This window comes from Streptomyces sp. NPDC049627 (assembly GCF_044465645.1).
In the GTDB taxonomy this organism is placed as follows: Bacteria; Actinomycetota; Actinomycetes; order Streptomycetales; family Streptomycetaceae; genus Streptomyces.
Map to the genome: position 1 here is coordinate 261,332 of NZ_JBITLW010000014.1, position 16,100 is coordinate 277,431.

At 71.9% G+C, this 16,100-nt stretch carries 16 protein-coding genes; 6 read left to right on the forward strand and 10 right to left on the reverse strand.

Annotated elements, in window-relative coordinates; all coding sequences use genetic code 11:
* Positions 1-124: 124 nt before the first annotated feature.
* A complete protein-coding gene (locus ACIBU0_RS34485) occupies positions 125-1,309 on the reverse strand; it encodes a MalY/PatB family protein (protein WP_398826558.1) in 1,185 nt (394 codons plus the stop codon).
* 24 nt (positions 1,310-1,333) lie between these two features.
* On the opposite strand from ACIBU0_RS34485, the gene ACIBU0_RS34490 reads away from it, so the two are divergent.
* Both ACIBU0_RS34490 and ACIBU0_RS34495 read left to right on the forward strand, forming a co-directional pair.
* A complete protein-coding gene (locus ACIBU0_RS34490) occupies positions 1,334-2,350 on the forward strand; it encodes a hypothetical protein (protein ID WP_398826560.1) in 1,017 nt (338 codons plus the stop codon).
* Between the two features lie 96 nt (positions 2,351-2,446).
* The gene (locus tag ACIBU0_RS34495) at positions 2,447-3,814 is read left to right on the forward strand and encodes a S1 family peptidase (protein WP_398826562.1); all 1,368 of its coding nucleotides are present in this window, start codon (positions 2,447-2,449) and stop codon (positions 3,812-3,814) included.
* Between the two features lie 24 nt (positions 3,815-3,838).
* Here the strand turns inward: ACIBU0_RS34495 and ACIBU0_RS34500 are convergent, their stop codons facing one another.
* From ACIBU0_RS34500 to ACIBU0_RS34510, 3 genes are all read right to left on the reverse strand, one after another.
* Positions 3,839-4,690 (reverse strand): EamA family transporter, encoded by an 852-nt coding sequence (locus ACIBU0_RS34500; RefSeq protein ID WP_398826564.1) that lies wholly within the window; start codon positions 4,688-4,690, stop codon positions 3,839-3,841.
* Positions 4,691-4,778: 88 nt separating this feature from the next.
* Complete coding sequence (locus ACIBU0_RS34505) at positions 4,779-4,964, reverse strand: hypothetical protein (RefSeq protein ID WP_398826566.1); 186 nt, start codon at positions 4,962-4,964, stop codon at positions 4,779-4,781.
* A gap of 100 nt (positions 4,965-5,064) precedes the next feature.
* On the reverse strand, positions 5,065-6,225 hold the full coding sequence (locus ACIBU0_RS34510) for an ROK family protein (protein WP_398826568.1): 1,161 nt from the start codon (positions 6,223-6,225) through the stop codon (positions 5,065-5,067).
* 541 nt (positions 6,226-6,766) lie between these two features.
* Between ACIBU0_RS34510 and ACIBU0_RS34515 the strand changes: the two genes are divergently transcribed.
* On the forward strand, positions 6,767-7,969 hold the full coding sequence (locus ACIBU0_RS34515) for a Gfo/Idh/MocA family protein (RefSeq protein WP_398826570.1): 1,203 nt from the start codon (positions 6,767-6,769) through the stop codon (positions 7,967-7,969).
* Positions 7,970-8,001: 32 nt separating this feature from the next.
* On the opposite strand, the gene ACIBU0_RS34520 is transcribed toward ACIBU0_RS34515, so the two are convergent.
* On the reverse strand, positions 8,002-8,703 hold the full coding sequence (locus ACIBU0_RS34520; RefSeq protein WP_398826572.1) for a L,D-transpeptidase family protein: 702 nt from the start codon (positions 8,701-8,703) through the stop codon (positions 8,002-8,004).
* A 149-nt stretch (positions 8,704-8,852) separates the two neighbouring features.
* Entirely contained in the window at positions 8,853-9,650 is a 798-nt protein-coding gene (locus ACIBU0_RS34525; RefSeq protein WP_398826574.1) for an SDR family NAD(P)-dependent oxidoreductase, read from the reverse strand.
* A 50-nt stretch (positions 9,651-9,700) separates the two neighbouring features.
* Between ACIBU0_RS34525 and ACIBU0_RS34530 the strand changes: the two genes are divergently transcribed.
* The gene (locus ACIBU0_RS34530) at positions 9,701-10,249 is read left to right on the forward strand and encodes a hypothetical protein (RefSeq protein ID WP_398826577.1); all 549 of its coding nucleotides are present in this window, start codon (positions 9,701-9,703) and stop codon (positions 10,247-10,249) included.
* On the opposite strand, the gene ACIBU0_RS34535 is transcribed toward ACIBU0_RS34530, so the two are convergent.
* From ACIBU0_RS34535 to ACIBU0_RS34550, 4 genes are all read right to left on the reverse strand, one after another.
* A complete protein-coding gene (locus ACIBU0_RS34535) occupies positions 10,240-11,154 on the reverse strand; it encodes an SDR family oxidoreductase (RefSeq protein ID WP_398826579.1) in 915 nt (304 codons plus the stop codon). The genes ACIBU0_RS34530 and ACIBU0_RS34535 overlap by 10 nt on opposite strands.
* A 106-nt stretch (positions 11,155-11,260) precedes the next feature.
* The gene (locus ACIBU0_RS34540; protein WP_398826581.1) at positions 11,261-11,635 is read right to left on the reverse strand and encodes a DUF4180 domain-containing protein; all 375 of its coding nucleotides are present in this window, start codon (positions 11,633-11,635) and stop codon (positions 11,261-11,263) included.
* Between the two features lie 51 nt (positions 11,636-11,686).
* Positions 11,687-12,316, reverse strand: a complete 630-nt coding sequence (locus ACIBU0_RS34545) for an MBL fold metallo-hydrolase (RefSeq protein ID WP_398826583.1) — start codon at positions 12,314-12,316, stop codon at positions 11,687-11,689.
* On the reverse strand, positions 12,316-13,404 hold the full coding sequence (locus ACIBU0_RS34550) for an S-(hydroxymethyl)mycothiol dehydrogenase (RefSeq protein ID WP_398826584.1): 1,089 nt from the start codon (positions 13,402-13,404) through the stop codon (positions 12,316-12,318). The genes ACIBU0_RS34545 and ACIBU0_RS34550 overlap by 1 nt, the downstream gene beginning before the upstream one ends.
* A gap of 239 nt (positions 13,405-13,643) precedes the next feature.
* Here ACIBU0_RS34550 and ACIBU0_RS34555 point away from each other — a divergent pair, with 239 nt between their 5' ends.
* Together ACIBU0_RS34555 and ACIBU0_RS34560 are read left to right on the forward strand one after the other, a co-directional pair.
* The gene (locus ACIBU0_RS34555) at positions 13,644-15,332 is read left to right on the forward strand and encodes a rhodanese-like domain-containing protein (protein ID WP_398826586.1); all 1,689 of its coding nucleotides are present in this window, start codon (positions 13,644-13,646) and stop codon (positions 15,330-15,332) included.
* On the forward strand, positions 15,329-16,078 hold the full coding sequence (locus ACIBU0_RS34560; protein WP_398826588.1) for a sulfite exporter TauE/SafE family protein: 750 nt from the start codon (positions 15,329-15,331) through the stop codon (positions 16,076-16,078). The genes ACIBU0_RS34555 and ACIBU0_RS34560 overlap by 4 nt, the downstream gene beginning before the upstream one ends.
* Positions 16,079-16,100: the final 22 nt, after the last annotated feature.

Consider the following 16,100-nt stretch of genomic DNA (forward strand, 5'->3'; position numbering starts at 1 on the left):
TTGGGGCCCCCCGGCGGGGGGGGGGGGGGGGGGGGCGGCGGGGGGGGGGTGGGGGGGGGGGGGGGGGGGGCCCCCGCCCGCCCCCCCCACCCCGCTGTCCGTCCGGCCACGCGCCCGTTGCGGCTCAGCCGAGTGCCGCCGCCATCCGCCGTACGGCTTCCGTGATCAGCTCGGGTGACGTGGCCAGGTTCAGCCGTACGTGCCCCTGTCCACCGCTGCCGAACGGGATCCCGGAGTTGAGCGCGACCCGGCCGTGCTCCAGGAAGACGTCCGCCGGGTCGACGCCGTCGCCGAGGCCCAGGGCGCGGCAGTCGAGCCAGGCGAGGTAGGTGGCCTCGCCCGGGCGGTAGGTGATCGCCGGGAGGTGCTCGGCCAGCAGGTCCGCGAGCAGGCGCCGGTTGTCGTCGAGGCCGGCGAGCAGGGCGTCGAGCCAGCCGGTGCCGTCGCGCAGGGCGGCGGTGTGGGCGATGACGCCGAGGTGGCTGGGACCGTGACTGACCTCCTCGGGCAGCCGGGCCAGGTCGGCGGCGGCCGAGGGTCCGGCGATGGCGAGGGCGGCCTTGAGGCCGGCCAGGTTCCAGGCCTTCGACGCCGACATCAGCGACAGCCCGCTCTCGCCGCCCGGCACGCTCAGGTACGGCACGAAGGTGACGCCGCCCGCGGTGAGCGGCGCGTGGATCTCGTCGGCGACCACGCGCACGCCGTGCCGGTCGGCGAGGGCGGCCACGGCGGACAGTTCCTCGGCGGTGTGCACGGTGCCGGTCGGGTTGTGCGGGCTGCACAGCAGGAAGGCGGCGCGACGGCCTGCGGCCGTCACCCGCCCAAAGGTCTCGTCCAGGGTGTCGAGGTCGATACGCAGGTCCACGCCCAGCGGAGCCTCCACCACCCGCCGGTCCATGTGCTCGACGAACTGGTAGAACGGCGGATACACGGGTGAGTTCACGACGACCGGATCGCCCGGCCCGGTGACCAGTTTGAGCATTTCGACCACACCGAGCATCACGTCCGGAACGATCGCCGTCCGCTCGACGGCGAGCCCGTCCCAGCCCCACCGCTTGTCGGCGAAGCCGGCCAGCGCCTCGGCGTACCCGGTGCCCGCCGGGTAGCCGGTGTCGCCGAGGGCGAGGGCGTCGGTGAGCGCGCGGACGATCGGTTCGGCGAGCGGCACGTCCATCTCGGCCACCCACAGCGGAAGGACGTCGTCGGGGTACGTGCGCCACTTCATGCTCGTACGACATCGCAGGCGGTCGAGGGTCAGGGCGCGAAAAGGATTTGGTTCACCGGACGTTTCGTGCGGGATCCTGGTCATGGGCACAAGATAGGGGGCTGTGCGGTGGCCGGGAACGGCGAGGACGGGGAGCAGGCAGTGACGGGCGGCGGATTCCTCGAAGTGGCCTGTGACGAGTCGGGGTCGGACGGTGAGAATCTCACCGGCGGGAACACCGATGTGTTCGCGCATGCCAGCGTGCGGCTGCCCGTGGAAACGGCCGCGGCCTATGTGCAGGAGATCCGGAACCGTATTCGTTCGCCCGCGGAGGAGTACAAGGCGAACCATCTGCTGCGGGAGAAACACCGGGCGGTGCTGGAATGGCTGCTTGCGCCCGCGGGACCGATCCATGGCCATGCCAAGGTGCATCTGATCGAGAAGGCGTACTTCGTCGTCGACCGGGCCGTCGACCTGCTGCTCGGCGACCGGACCGAGGCGCTCGGCCTGTACCGTGCGGGGCGCGGCGATTTCGGCGACGCGCTCTGGCGGGAATTCCTGGGAGCCGCCAACCAATTGCTCCGGGTGAGGAACGGGGGCGGGCCCGAGGAACCCGTCGAGGCGTTCTTCCGTGCCGTGAAGGCGCTGCGGGGCGCGGATTGCCGTACGGAAGTGGCCGAAACACTGGACCGGATTGCGGCCTCCCGGTCGCGCGCCGATTCCTATCGGGCGCGGCTGCTGGACGGGCCGCCCCTCGTTCCCGTCCTCAATCCCCTTCTGCCCGCCATCGTGAGAACGGCCGCGCACTGGAGTGCCCCGGGCCGGTCCGTGCGTCTCGTCCACGACCGGCAGAACATGCTGACGCCGGAACGCATCGCATGGATCGAGGAGACGGCCCGGCGGGCCGGGATCGGCTTCGCCGGGCTGCGGCTCGTGCACTCACGGCTCGACCCGCGGGTGCAGGTCGCCGACTTCCTCGCCGGGATCGCCCGCAAGATCGCCTCCGACGAGCTGAACGGACAGGGCGACCCGGCGCTCACCACGCTGCTGCGTCCGTACGTGGATTTGGCGTCCGTGTGGGGCGACGAGCGCAGCTGGACACTGCTCGGACAGGAGCCGGTGCAAGAACGATCACCTGTGCGGTGAACACGGGCGGCCCCGGCCACGTATGGAGAGAGGGTGCTCAACTCCGGGAGGGCCCCGCGGCGTTCACGCCGCGCTGTACTGGTTCGGGAGCCATGCATGAGGCACGCACGACGACGTCTCGTCCGGCGAGTGACACGGCTGGCGGCCGTCGGCGGACTCCTCCTCGGGGGAACGATGGTCACACGCGCCGTGGCGAGCGAACCTCCCGACGCCCCCGCCGTCCCGCGCACCTACGCCGCTTCGACGGCCGGCACCGGCAGCGATCTCGTCGCACGCCTGGGCACGTCCCGTACGGCGGGCAGCTGGATCGGTTCCGACGGGAAGCCGGTCGTCGCGGTCACCGACGCGGAGGCGGCCGCCGAAGTACGCAGGACCGGTGCCGAGGCGAAGATGGTCGACCACAGCATGGACGAGCTGAAGTCGGCCACGTCGACGCTGCGTTCGGCACCGCGGGTGCCCGGTACGGCGTGGGTCATGGACTACCGGTCCAACGAGGTGGTCGTACGGGGCGACAGCACCGTCTCGGCCGCCGACTGGTCCCGGATGACGCGGGTCGCGGACGGCATCGGCGGCTTCGTCCGCATGGAGCGCACCGAGGGCACGTTCACGACGCGGCTCAACGGCGCGCTGCCGCTGCTGTCGACCGCCGGGCGCTGTTCGGCCGGTTTCAACGTCACCGACGGCCGGCGCGACTTCATCCTCACGGCCGGGCACTGCGGGCCGAACGGTTCCGTGTGGTTCGCCGACAACCGAGGCACCCGGCAGATCGGCCAGACCGTTCAGCAGAGCTTTCCCGGCGGAGACTTCTCCCTGGTGGAGTACGCGAGCGGGGACGCGGGCGCCGGGGCCGACGTCGTGTCCATCGGGGACGGCAAGGGGGTGCGGATCACCGGTGTCGCGGATCCCGCCGTCGGCCAGCGGGTGTTCCGCAGCGGCAGCACGAGCGGGCTGCGCGACGGCGAGGTGACGGCGCTCAACGCCACGGTCAACTACCCCGAGGGCACGGTCACGGGGCTCATCGAGACGAACGTGTGCGCCGAACCCGGGGACAGCGGCGGTCCGATGTTCTCCGAGGGGATCGCGCTGGGCGTGACATCGGGCGGCAGCGGTGACTGCAGCGCGGGCGGGACGACGTTCTTCCAGCCCGTGTCCAAGGCGCTGGCCGCGCTCAACGTCAAGCTGCTCGTGGCGGCGCAGAACGGCTCGGGTCAGCAGGGCGCCGCCCCGTCCGCATCCGCCACCCAGAGCGCGATCGCGCCCGGCGACGCCTCGCCCGGTTCGTCGGCCCCGATCACGGGGGTGACCGCCTCGACGCTGCTGTCCCGGCTCGCGGATCCGAAGAACGTGGGCCCTGGTCTGCTGGTCATCGCGGGCAGCATGGTCGCGCTGGTGGCGGCCCGGTACATCCGCGCGGAGCAGGACCGCAAGGCGTACCGGCGCTACTACTCGGCGACGTGGGGCTGACCGGGCCCGGCTCGTCAGCCCCCGTCACCCCAGGGTCAGGAGCACGGTGGCCACCGCCGCGCCGGTCAGCCCGATGGCCCGGCGCCCGGTGAGGTGTTCGTGGAGGAGGACGAACCCCAGGACCACGGGCAGCGCCGGGTACAGGGAGGCGAGGACGACGGCGACCGCGAGCAACTGCCGCTGGGCGGCCAGCAGATAGAGGACGAGTCCGAGCGCCGCTCCCGCTCCGATCAGCAGCGCCTGCGCGTGGCGCCGCGTCGGCAGCCGTATCTCCCGTCGGTGCCGGACGGCGACCGGCAGCAGGACCACTACGGCGGCGACGCGGCCCGCCGCGACCGGCCACAGCCCGCTCGACGCCGCGGCCTGGCCGAGCGCGAGGTACTGCACGGCCACACCCGCACTGGCCAGCAGCCCGTCGGTCACACCGCCGACCGGCCCGGTCGGCCCGGTCGGCCCGGTCGGCCCTCCGCGGTCGTCCGCCACGAGCCAGAGCGCCGGCACCGTGACCGCAAAGCCGGCCCAAGCCGGCACCCCGGGCCGGTCACCGAGCAGGACCACCCCGCACAACACGGACAACGCGACGGAGGTGACGGCGCTCACAGGAACGACGGTGCTCATGGCACCCCGGCTCAGGCCCCGGTTGAGGAAGTGCATCGCCGCGCCGCTGCCGACGCCGGACAGCGCACCCCACAGCAGATCGGTGGGGCGCACGGATTCGGCGGGGACGAGGAGGGCGGCCGCGGTGGCGAGGAGCAGGCCGCCGAGCTGGCCGAGGAGGGTGACGGCGGCGAAATGGGCACGTCTGGAGAGCATCCCGCCGGTGAAGTCGACGATGCCGTAGACGACGGCCGAGGTCAGCGCGAGAAAGGCACCCATCGGGACAGGAGTGCCCCGGCAGGGTGTTCCGATGCACGGACAGGCGGGCCGAGGAAGATGCTCGGGCGGCCTTCGTCGAGCCTAGTGCTCAGGCCGCCTTCTCCTGCTGCGGGGCCGCGGCGGCCCACTCCAGGACGAGGCGCTGGTACTCCTCGCGCTGCTCGACGCTCAGTGTCCCGCCCGACCGGCGCCACAGCGCCCGGATCTCCTCGTTGACCTCGTCAGCCGAGCGATCGGAGGCGAATTCAACAGTGGTGGACATGCTGTGAAGCATACGGTTCCAGAGGTGAAGGCGCTGTGAGTAAGCACACCCAATGCGGACATATCGGACCGTGTTGCTGATCACGTCCATCTGTCCGCGGAGGTCGCCGAGTTCAGACGTCCGCCGCCCCCAGGACCAGCACCTGGATCGCCAGGACGGCGGCACCGCGGGCCCAGTCGTGAAAGTCGGACACCTTGGTCTCCAGGTCGATCGGCGCCGCCAGCGGGTGCCGGTGGGCCCGGACGGTCTCGGCCACGGTCTTGCCGGCGACGTCCATCAGCCCCACCCCCTCGCCGGCGAGCAGGATCTTCTGCGGGAGCACGAAGTTGCCGATCTGGGCCACCAGGATGCCGAGGGCCCGGGCCGCCTCCTCGACGACCCGGGCGGGCATCGGCTCCCCCGCCGCGGCGAGCTCCAGGATCTCCTCGTAGGTGCGGTCACGGCCCGTGGCAGCCTGCACCTGGTACCGGATGCTGGGGACGGTCAACAGGGAGACGGCACTGCCGCGCGCCCCGTCGGGGGTGAGCGGGCCGTTGGGGTTCACGATCCAGTGGCGGCCGAAGCCGCGGTCCTCCTCGGCGTACGGCACCCGCTTGCCGCCCAGGACCAGGCCGTACCCGATACCGGCACCGATGGTGAGCACCACGAAACGGTCGAGGCCACGGCCGGCGCCGAACCAGGCCTCGGCCTCGACGAGGGCGGCCACGTCGTTCTCCACGACGACCGGCAACCCGGTGCGCCCCTCGACGAGGCCGGCGAGCGGGACGTCGCTCCACTGCAGGAACGGGGACTCCGCGACCACGGCACGGTCCTCGACGAGACCGCCCACACCGATGCCGATGCCGGCCAGCCGGGGGTGGGCGCCGGCGAGTTCCTCGGCCATCTCCCCCAGCACGTCCACGACTTCGGCGGGGTCATGGGTGGCGAGGGGGCGGTCGTAACGGGCGACGATCTCGCTCCTGAGGGTGGTCACGACGCCGTAGACCATGTCCTCGGTGATCTTGAAGCCGGCGAAGGCGAGGGATTCGGCGACGACGTCCAGCGGCTGGGACGGACGGCCCTGACGCACCTCGGCCGGGGTGCCCGCTTCGGGGACCTCGACGAGGAGACCCGACTCGATCAGCGGCTTGGTCAGCCGGGTGAGGCTGCCCGCGGACAGGTTGAGCCGCCGGGCGAGTTCGGTGCGCGACAGGGGGCCACCGAGGAGCACCTCGATCGCCACGGAGCGCTCACCGGAACTGAGCGGAAGCCAGCTGGCGGCTACTGGGGTCATGGTCGACAGACTCCCACATCATTTTTTTTCAGCACAGAAACAACCAGGCCAGCATACGGCGATCAGGACCAGCTTCAGGAGATGTCCTCGCACCTCTTGACGCGGAGATTGTTTCGCATCAAAAGTAAATGCCGCCCGAGGACGAGCCGCCGCATGCGAGGGAGTCTCCCGATGACCATCGCCTCCAGCAGCCCTCCGTCGCGCCTGCCACTGAACGGCCCGACGGGGGCGAAGACCGAACCGAGGACACGTCGGAGCGCGGCCGGAGAGATGTCCAACGTCGTGGCAGGTGCAACTTCGCCGCCTCCGCGGGCTGGACCTACACCGACAAGAAGGGGTACATGGCGCCCTCCTCCAGGGCGGCGGCCGCGTTCGACGTGGCGGAAGGCCTCCAGGAACAAGGAGGGCGCCCGGAAGTGGGTGGAGTACCTGGCCTCGGACGCGTGCAGGACATCTACGACAACGGCAATCCCGTGACCAGCCTCAACGAGACCAACAAGCAGATCGACCTCGTCCTCGGCCAGTGAAAGGCACCCACTCCATGACGTTCTCCCTCGGCATCGTCGGCGCCGGCCAGTTCTCCGGCCAGTTCGCCACGCTGTTCCAGGCCCACCCCGGTGTCAGCGACGTGTACGTCACCGATCTGCTGCCCGAGCGGGCCGAGCAGCTCGCCGGTGCACAGGGACTGGCCGGTACCTTCCCGTCGTACGAGGCCATGCTGGAGTCGAAGGCCGTCGACGCGGTCGCGATCTTCACCCAGCGCTGGACCCACGGACCGCTGGTCCTCCAGGGCCTGAACGCGGGCAAGCACGTCTACTCCGCCGTCCCCATGGCGATCACCACGGAGGAGATCGCTGCGATCATCGACGCGGTCAAGGCGACCGGGCTGACGTACATGATGGGCGAGACCAGCCAGTACAACCCCGCGACCGTGCACGCCCGCAACCAGATCGCCGAGGGCGCCTTCGGGCGGCTCTTCTACGCCGAGGGCGACTACGTCCACGACATGGACCTCGGCTTCTACGAGGCGTACCAGTACAGCGGCGGCGAGAACTGGAAGGCGACCGCCAGCTATCCCCCGCTGCTGTACCCGACGCACGCGGTGGGCGGTGTGCTCGGTGCCTGGCGGACGCACGCGGTGAGCGTGTCCGCGATCGGCGTCGTGGACGGGCGGGGCGACGGTGTCTTCGACAAGGAGGTCAGCCAGTTCGGCAACGACTTCTCCAACGCCACCGCGCTGTTCGAGGTGGCCGGCGGCGGCTCGTTCCGTACGAACGAGTTCCGGCGGGTGGGCTATCCGTCCCACATACGGGAGTCCCGTTTCCGCTTCTTCGGCACCGAGGCGAGCATGGAGCAGCTCGCCACCGTGGCCCTGTGGCAGGACAAGAAGGGGGTCAAGGACATCAGCGAGCTCCTCGAACCCAAGCCGACGATGTCCCCCGACGACCCGTCCCTGCAGCACATCGCGCCGGAGCTGCGGGCCGCCTTCACCTCGGGTTCGGCGCCGGTGCACGACCGCGCCCGGCTGCCCCGGGAGTTCGACCACCTGCACAACGGCCACGAGGGCAGCCACCACTTCCTGGTGGACGACTTCGTGACCGCGGTGAACACCCGCACCCTGCCGTCGGTGAACGCCTGGGTCGCGGCCCGTTACACCCTGCCGGGCATCATCGCGCACGACTCGGCGCGGCAGGGCGGGGTCAGGCTGGAGATCCCGGACTTCGGGGACGCCCCCGAGGCGTGACGTTTCCCCGTGAGCCGGGTTCCTGCGCTGCGTCAGGTGCCCGGCTTACGGCCGTACACGAAGACGTCGTCGCCGGTCTTCAGCAGCGACCAGTACTTCTTCGCGACGGTCTTGGTCATGTTGACGCAGCCGTGCGAGCCGGGCGGGTTCCACATGCTGACGCCGACCGAGTGGAAGGCCTGGCCGCCGTCGAAGAACTGGCTGTAGGGCATCGGCACGTTGTAGATGTTCGAGACGTGGTCGATGTCCCGCCAGTAGATCTTCTTCAGGCCGGTGCGCGTCTCGTAGCCGTTGCGGCCGGTGCGGACCGGAACCGGGCCGTAGACGAGCCGGCTGCCGTCCTGGATCCAGCTCAGCTGGAGCGTGAGGTTCACGCAGGCGATGCGGCCCTTGTTCGTCGGGCACTTGCCGTCCTTGTTGGGGTTGTCGCCGACGGCCTTCTGCTTGTTCATCAGGTCCATCACGCCCCAGGTGACCGGGCCCGCGTAGCCGGCGTTCGGGGTGATGCCGTGCTTGGTCTGGAAGGCCTGGATGGCCTTGCAGTCGGCGGCGGACTGCTTGCCGTCGACCGGCCGGCCGAGGAACTTCTCCACCTGCTTCTGATACGGGCCGGCCTGGGTCGTACAGCTCGGGGCCGCCTGCGCCGGTGCGGCGGCGAGCGTGAGTGTGAGCGGTGCGACGAGTCCGCCGGTGATGCCGAGTGCGACGGCGCGCCGTCTGCGTATGTCCCCCATGGCCGGGCCCTTCCCTTGCGTGGTCGTGTGGACTTCTGCCAGGTAGACCCGTGTACGGGGGTGTCGGTTGTGGCCCGGACCGGGCTGTGACCGAACGGTGAAGTTTCGACGGGCGGCGGGCCGCGGGCTGCTGGGAGAGGGCGGGCGCCTCAGACGTCGCCGGAGGGCCGGACCGCGGCCCGGAAGCCGGTGTTGACCGCGGTGAGGCCGCCGTCGACGGTGAGGGTCGTGCCGGTGATCCAGGCCGCGTCACGGGAGGCCAGGAAGGCGACCGCGGCGGCGATGTCCTCGGGTTCGCCGACCCGGCCCAGGGGATAGAGCGGGCGGACCGCGTCGAGCTCCGCGTCCCGTCCCTCCCAGGCCGAGGTGCGCACCGTGCCCGGCGCCACCAGGTTGACGCGGACCCCGCGGGCGGCGGCGTGCCCGGCGAGGGTGCGGGTGAGGGAGCCGAGGCCGGCCTTGGCGGCGCTGTAGGCGTGGTTGCCGAAGTCCTGGAGGCCGTTGACGGAGCCGATGTTCACGATGGCGCCGCGCCCGGTGGCGGCCAGGTGGGGAAGAGCGGCACGGCAGCAGCGGTAGGGGCCGGTGAGGGTGATGTCGAGGTCGCGGGCCCACTCCTCGTCCGGGCCGTCCTCGAAGAGCGGGGTGTCGGGTGTGCAGGAGGCCGCGCTGTTGACCAGGACGTCGAGCGAGCCGAGGACGTCGACGGCGTGGGCGACGGCCGCCTCGACGGACGCGCGGTCGGCGACGTCACAGGCCGATGCCTCCGCCGCGAGCCCCAGGTCCCGCAGCTTCGACGCGGTCCTCTCGGCCTCGGGCCCGTCCCTGTCGGTCACCAGGACGCGCGCCCCTTCCTCGGCGAGGCGGCGTGCGGTGGCCGCGCCGATGCCGCGGGCCGCACCGGTGATCAGGACGCCGTGACCTGCGAAGCGCGTTGTGTCCGTCATGGACCGAACCGTAGTGCGGGGACGATCACTCCGGCAGATACCGTGCGTCCATGTCCGCGTTCATTCAGCAACTCCCCGCGCTCCTCGGTGTCGTGATCGGCGCGCTCGGTTCGTATGTGGTGGTCGTGCGGGGCGACCGGATGAGGTTTCGGCGCGAGCAGGCGGCGCGGTGGGAGGAGCGCCGGCTGACGGTGTACGCCGACTACGCACAGTCGGTGAAGAAGACGGTCACGGTCACGTACCGTGTCGCCGCCGCGGCCGGTGTCGATCCGCACCCGGATCCCCTGCCCCTCGCGGAAGCGCAGCCGCTGCTGGCCGAGGCGACCACCGGCCGGGACCCCTCGGGCGAAGCCCTGATCATGCTGGGCAGCCGCGCGGTGGTCGAGAAGGCCCGGGCCTGGGTCGTGGCGGCGATGGAGATGGAGCGGTTCGTGCGCGAGGGCCGGGACGACCGCGAGGCCTGGCAGGCCCTGCTGGAACGGCAGCGCGCCGGACGCGAGGCCTACTACGCCGCCGTACGCGACGACCTGGGTCTGCCGCCGGGCCATTCGGCACGCTGGCCGCTCCCGGCGGCGAACCCGGTGCCGCCTCAGCGGTAACCCGTCGTGTCCGCCGGCTTCCCCGCGTCCTGGACCTCGACGACGTACCGCCAGGCGTCGGGGCGGCTGCCGTCGAGGTCCGTGAAGCCGTAGACCTGCGCGAGCTGCCCGCTGGAGAGGGAGGCCCCGTTCCAGCGGGCCACGTCGGGGTCGGCGGCGAGGGCGGCGACGGCGCGGCCCACATAGCGCGGGGTCTCGGAGATGGCGAAGTGCGGGACCTGGGCGAGGGCGTCGCGCCAGTTGTCCTCCCGCACGCCGAAGCCGTCGAGCATCATCTCCGAGCGCAGCCAGCCCGGGGTCAGCGCGACGGCGGTGGCGCCGCGGGGTCCGAGTTCGTGGCCCAGGGCGAAGGCCATGCGCAGCACGGACGCCTTGGCGAGGTCGTAGAAGAAGGAGGAGCGGTAGTGGTCGCGGTTGTACTCCGCGGTGCCGTCGGTCATCTCGATCACCAGTCCGCCGGGGTGGCGCAGGAGCAGGGGCAGCGCGTGGTGGTTGGTGATCGCGTGGGTCTCGACCGCGAGGCGGAGCAGCCTGAGGCCGTCGTCGAGGTCGTGCTCCCAGACGGGGCTGTCCCAGGCGAAGAGCTTCTCGCCGCCCCAGATGTCGTTGACGAGAATGTCGAGACGGCCCTGTTCCTCCGCGATGCGGTCGACGAGCGCGCGGACCTGCGCCGGGTCGAGGTGGTCGGCGGGTACGGCGATGCCGTGGCCGCCGGCCTCGGTGACCAGGTCGGCGGTGTCCTCGATCGTCTCGGGGCGGTCGTACTCGGAGCGACGGCCGCGCGTGCTGCGTCCCGTGACGTAGACGGTGGCGCCGGCCGCGCCGAGTTCCACGGCGATGCCGCGTCCGGCTCCCCGTGTCGCCCCGGCGACGAGCGCGATCTTGTCCTTCAGCGGCTGTGACATGTCCGGCCTCCCGACCCTCTGCGAGCGATGTCGTGATCGAGGGTGCCGGGTAAGCCGGACATCTTCTGTCGTCTTTCTGTCGTCTCTTACGGGTCTTTCGGGCGGGTCACCCGGCCGGGCGCAGTTTCGCGTCGAGGTCGTCGTAGGTCGGCAGGAACCAGATGTGGCCGCCGTTGTTGGTCTCGTGGACGAAGTCGCGCAGGGCGGTGCTCTCGGCGATGTGCTGAGAGACGTCGCCGACGACGGCGAGGCGCAGCCGGTAGTTCACGAACTTCTGCATGACCGCCCCCGCGACACCCGACCGCAGCCGGAAGAACTCGTCGGCGACCCGCTCCACCGGCACCGCGACCAGCTCGGCGTCCTGCCCGAACGCGTCGCCGATCAGATCGAGCGCCGCGCGCTCGCCGTCCAGGGGCGGGCCGTCGGGGGCGCAGCGCAGGACGCGCACGTCATGCAGGGTCACGAGCGTGTTGGTGGTCATGGGGCGCGATCGTACGGCCGCGCCCCACGCCCGACCACGGGTTTTCCGGTCTCAGTGGCCGCGGGCGATCCAGTCCTCCAGGTGCGGCGCCTCGGCTCCGATGGTGGTCGGGTCGCCGTGGCCGGTGAGGACCTTGGTCTCGGGCGGGAGGGTGAGCAGGTGGGTGCGCAGGGAGTCGATGATCGTCGGGAAGTGGGAGTAGGAGCGTCCGGTGGCGCCGGGGCCGCCCTGAAAGAGGGTGTCGCCGGTGAAGACGACGCCCAGGCCGGGGTCGTGCAGGCACACCGCGCCCGGCGCGTGGCCCGGGGTGTGCAGGACCGTGAGGTCGGCGCCCGCGGCCTCGATGATCTGGCCGTCCACGAGATGGGCGTCGGGGTCGCGGTCCGGATGGGTCTGCTTCCACAGCGGCAGGTCGTCGGGGTGGAGCCAGATCGTGGCGCCGGTGCGGTCGGCGAGTTCGGGTGCGGCGTCGATGTGGTCGTTGTGGGCGTGGGTGCACACGATCGCGGTGAGGCGCCGGTCGCCGACGGCCTCGGCGATGGCGTCGGCGTCATGGGCGGCGTCGATGACGATCACTTCGTGGTCGTCGCCGACGAGCCACACGTTGTTGTCGACGTCCCAGGTGCCGCCGTCGAGGGTGAACTGCCCGGAGGTGACGAGGCGTTCGATGCGGGCGGCCATCAGAGCATCACCACCGAGCGCAGGACGTCGCCGTGGTGCATGCGCTCGAATGCCTTCTCCACGTCGGTGAGTTGGATGGTCTCGGTGACGAACGCCTCCAGGTCCAGGCGGCCCTGCAGATGCAGGTCGATCAGCATGGGGAAGTCGCGGGAGGGCAGGCAGTCGCCGTACCAGCTCGACTTGAGCGCGCCGCCGCGGCCGAAGACGTCCAGCAGGGGCAGTTCCAGCTTCATCTGAGGGGTCGGCACGCCGACCAGGACGACCGTGCCGGCGAGATCTCGGGCGTAGAAGGCCTGCTTGTACGTCTCCGGGCGGCCGACGGCCTCGATGACGACGTCGGCGCCGAAGCCGCCGGTCAGCTCGCGGATCGCCTCGACGGGGTCGGTCTCGCGGGAGTTGACCGTGTGGGTGGCGCCCATGGTGCGGGCCGTGGCCAGCTTGCGGTCGTCGATGTCCACGGCGATGATCCGCGCCGCCCCGGCCAGGCGTGACCCGGCGATCGCCGCGTCGCCGACGCCGCCGCAGCCGATGACCGCGACGGTGTCACCGCGGCCGACGTTGCCCGTGTTGATGGCCGCGCCGATCCCGGCCATCACCCCGCACCCCAGCAGACCCGCGACCTGCGGGGCCACCGAAGCGTCCACCTTGGTGCACTGTCCGGCCGCCACCAGGGTCTTCTCCGCGAACGCGCCGATTCCCAGTGCGGGCGACAGCTCCTGCCCGGTGGAGGCGAGGGTCATCTTCTGCCGGGCGTTGTGGGTGTCGAAGCAGTACCAGGGCCGCCCGCGCAGACAGGCCCGGCACTGACCGCACACCGCACGCCAGTTGAGGATCACGAAGTCCCCGGGGGCGACATCGGTGACCCCCTCCCCCACCGACTCCACGACACCCGCGGCCTCGTGCCCGAGGAGGAAGGGGAAGTCGTCGCTGATGCCGCCCTGCTTGTAGTGCAGGTCGGTGTGGCACACACCGCAGGCCTGCACCTTCACCACGGCCTCACCCGGCCCCGGATCGGGCACCACGATGGTCTCCACCCGCACCGGCTCGTCCTTGCCCGGTGCGATCACGCCGCGAACTTCCTGCGCCATGGTGCTCCACCCTTCCCTCGGCGGCTCTCGGTCCACTCCCGACCCTAGAGGTGACTGATCGGTAAAGGGCTGGGGCACCGCTCATGACCTCACCTTCCGGCCACCGTCCCGACCCATCCGGCCACGGCCGCCGAAACACTCCCGTAGATACCCCCAGGGGTACCTCTGCTATGTTTGCCATATACCCCCGGGGGTAATCCGCCGAGGGTTCACGAGGTGACCAGGAGAGGAGCACTGCCGTGTACTTCGTCGACACCATCGACGTGCCGGGGCTCGGGAACCGCAGCTATCTGGCGGGCGACGAACACAGCGCCGTGGTGGTCGATCCGCCCAGGGACATCGACCGGGTCATCGCGGCCGCCGCGCGGCGGGGTGTGCGCATCACCCATGTCGCCGAGACCCATGTGCACAACGACTATGTGACCGGCGGTCTGGAGCTGGCCCGGATCACCGGCGCCGCCTATCTCGTACCGGCCGCGGCGCGGGTCGGGTACGAGCGGGTCCCGGTCGCCGACGGGGACCGTACGCGGATCGCCGACCGTCTGGTGCTGCGCGCCCTGGCCACTCCCGGGCACACCCCGCACCACACGTCGTACGTGCTGGAGGACACCGGCCGCGCGGTGGCCGTCTTCACCGGTGGTTCCCTGCTGATCGGCACGGTCGGGCGGCCCGATCTGGTGGAGCCCCGGCTGACGGGGCGGCTGGCGCGGGCGCAGTACGACTCCGCGCACCGGCTGGCCGCCGAGCTGCCGGACGAGACGGCGGTGCTGCCGACGCACGGTTTCGGCAGCTTCTGCTCGGCGACCCGGGCGGCGGGCGGGGCGGCGACGACCATCGGGCATGAGCGTGCCGTCAACGAGGCCCTGGTGAAGGATGTCGACGCGTTCGTCGCCGACCTGCTCGCCGGGCTGGACGACGTGCCCGCGTACTACGCCCACATGGGCCCGGCGAACGCGCGGGGCCCGGCGCCGGTGGACCTGACCCCGCCGCGCCCCGCCGACGCCGAGGACATCGCGGCGCGGCTCGCCGCCGGGGAGTGGGTGGTGGATCTGCGCAACCGTGTCGCGTTCGCCGAGGGCCATGTCGCCGGCTCGCTGAACTTCGAGGCGGAGGGGCAGCTCGCCACGTATCTGGCCTGGCTGCTCCCGTGGGGCAAGCCGGTCACCCTGCTCGCCGAGACCCCGGCCCAACTGGCCGACGCCCAGCGGGAACTGGTCCGGGTCGGCATCGACCGGCCGGCCGCCGCGGCGACCGGTTCCCCCGCCGACTGGACACGTCAGGGCGAGCGGCCGCGCTCCTTCCCGCGCGGCACCTTCGCCGAACTGGCCGCGCAGGACGGCGTCGTGGTCCTGGACGTGCGGCGCGACTCCGAGCGCGTCGCCGGTCACATCAAGGGCTCGGTGCACATTCCGCTGCACCGGCTGCGCGACCGTCTCGGGGAGATACCGGACGGCACCGTGTGGGTGCACTGCGCCGGCGGCATGCGGGCCGCCATCGCCGCCTCGCTGCTCGACGCGGCAGGACGTGACGTCGTCGCCGTCGACGACGCCTTCGCGGCGGCACACGACGCCGGCCTCCCCATGGCGCGGATCAGCGCGGCCGAGGCCCATGAGCGGACGGGCACGGACGCCGTACTGGTGGACGTGCGGGAGCCCGGCGAATGGGCCACGGGGCACGCTCCGGGCGCCGTGCTCGCGCCCCTGTCGTCGCTGACGTCGGGTGAGCCGCTCCCGCCGGCCGCGCAGGGACGCCCGGTCGTCGCGATCTGCCGCTCCGGCAAGCGTTCCCGCGAGGCCGCCGCCCTGCTCTCGGCGCGCGGAACCGAAGTCGTGGACGTCATCGGCGGGATGCGGGCCTGGGCCGAGGCGGGGCTCCCGGTGGTCGCGGAGCCGGAGGCATCCTGCGGCACCCCCGGCCACCCCCGGTGAGCGCCCTGGTCCTCGGTCTGCTCGCCGGTGCCGCCACCGGGCTCGCGCTCGGGGCACTGGGAGGTGGCGGCAGTGTGCTGGCCGTGCCCGCGCTGATGTACCTGCTCGGCTTCACACCCGCCGCGGCCGCCACCGCGAGCCTGGTCGTCGTCACCGTCACCTCTGTGGCCGCGCTCGGCGTGCACGCCCGTGAGGGCACGGTGCGATGGCGCGCCGGGGCGCTGTTCGCGGCGGCGGGCCTGGTGCCCGCGGCGGTCGGCGGGGCCGTGTCCGGGCGGCTGCCTCCCGGGGTGCTCACGGGGGCGTTCGCGCTGATCGCCGCTGTCGCCGCGCTGCGCATGCTCCGGCCGTCGGCCGCCGTACGGCACGACGAGGTGCCGGTGCGTCCCGGCCGGGTCGTTCAGGCCGGAGCGGGCCTCGGTGCGGTGACCGGGCTGCTCGGGGTCGGCGGCGGCTTCCTCGCCGTACCCGCGCTGGTGAACGTGGTCGGGCTGCGCATGCGGGCCGCCGTCGGCACGAGCCTGCTGGTCATCACCGTCAACTCACTGGTCGCGCTGGCGGCCCGGGCGGGTTCGGCGGCGCCGGTCGACTGGGGACACGTCGCGCCGTTCGCGGCGGCCGCGGTGCTCGGCGCGTGGGACGGCAAGCGGCTCGCCGGGAAGGTCTCCGGAGGCACGCTTCAGCGGATCTTCGCGTACGTCCTGCTGGCGGTGGCCGTGTTCATGCTGGCCGACGCCGTCGTATGAACCGCAGGGACGTGACATCTAC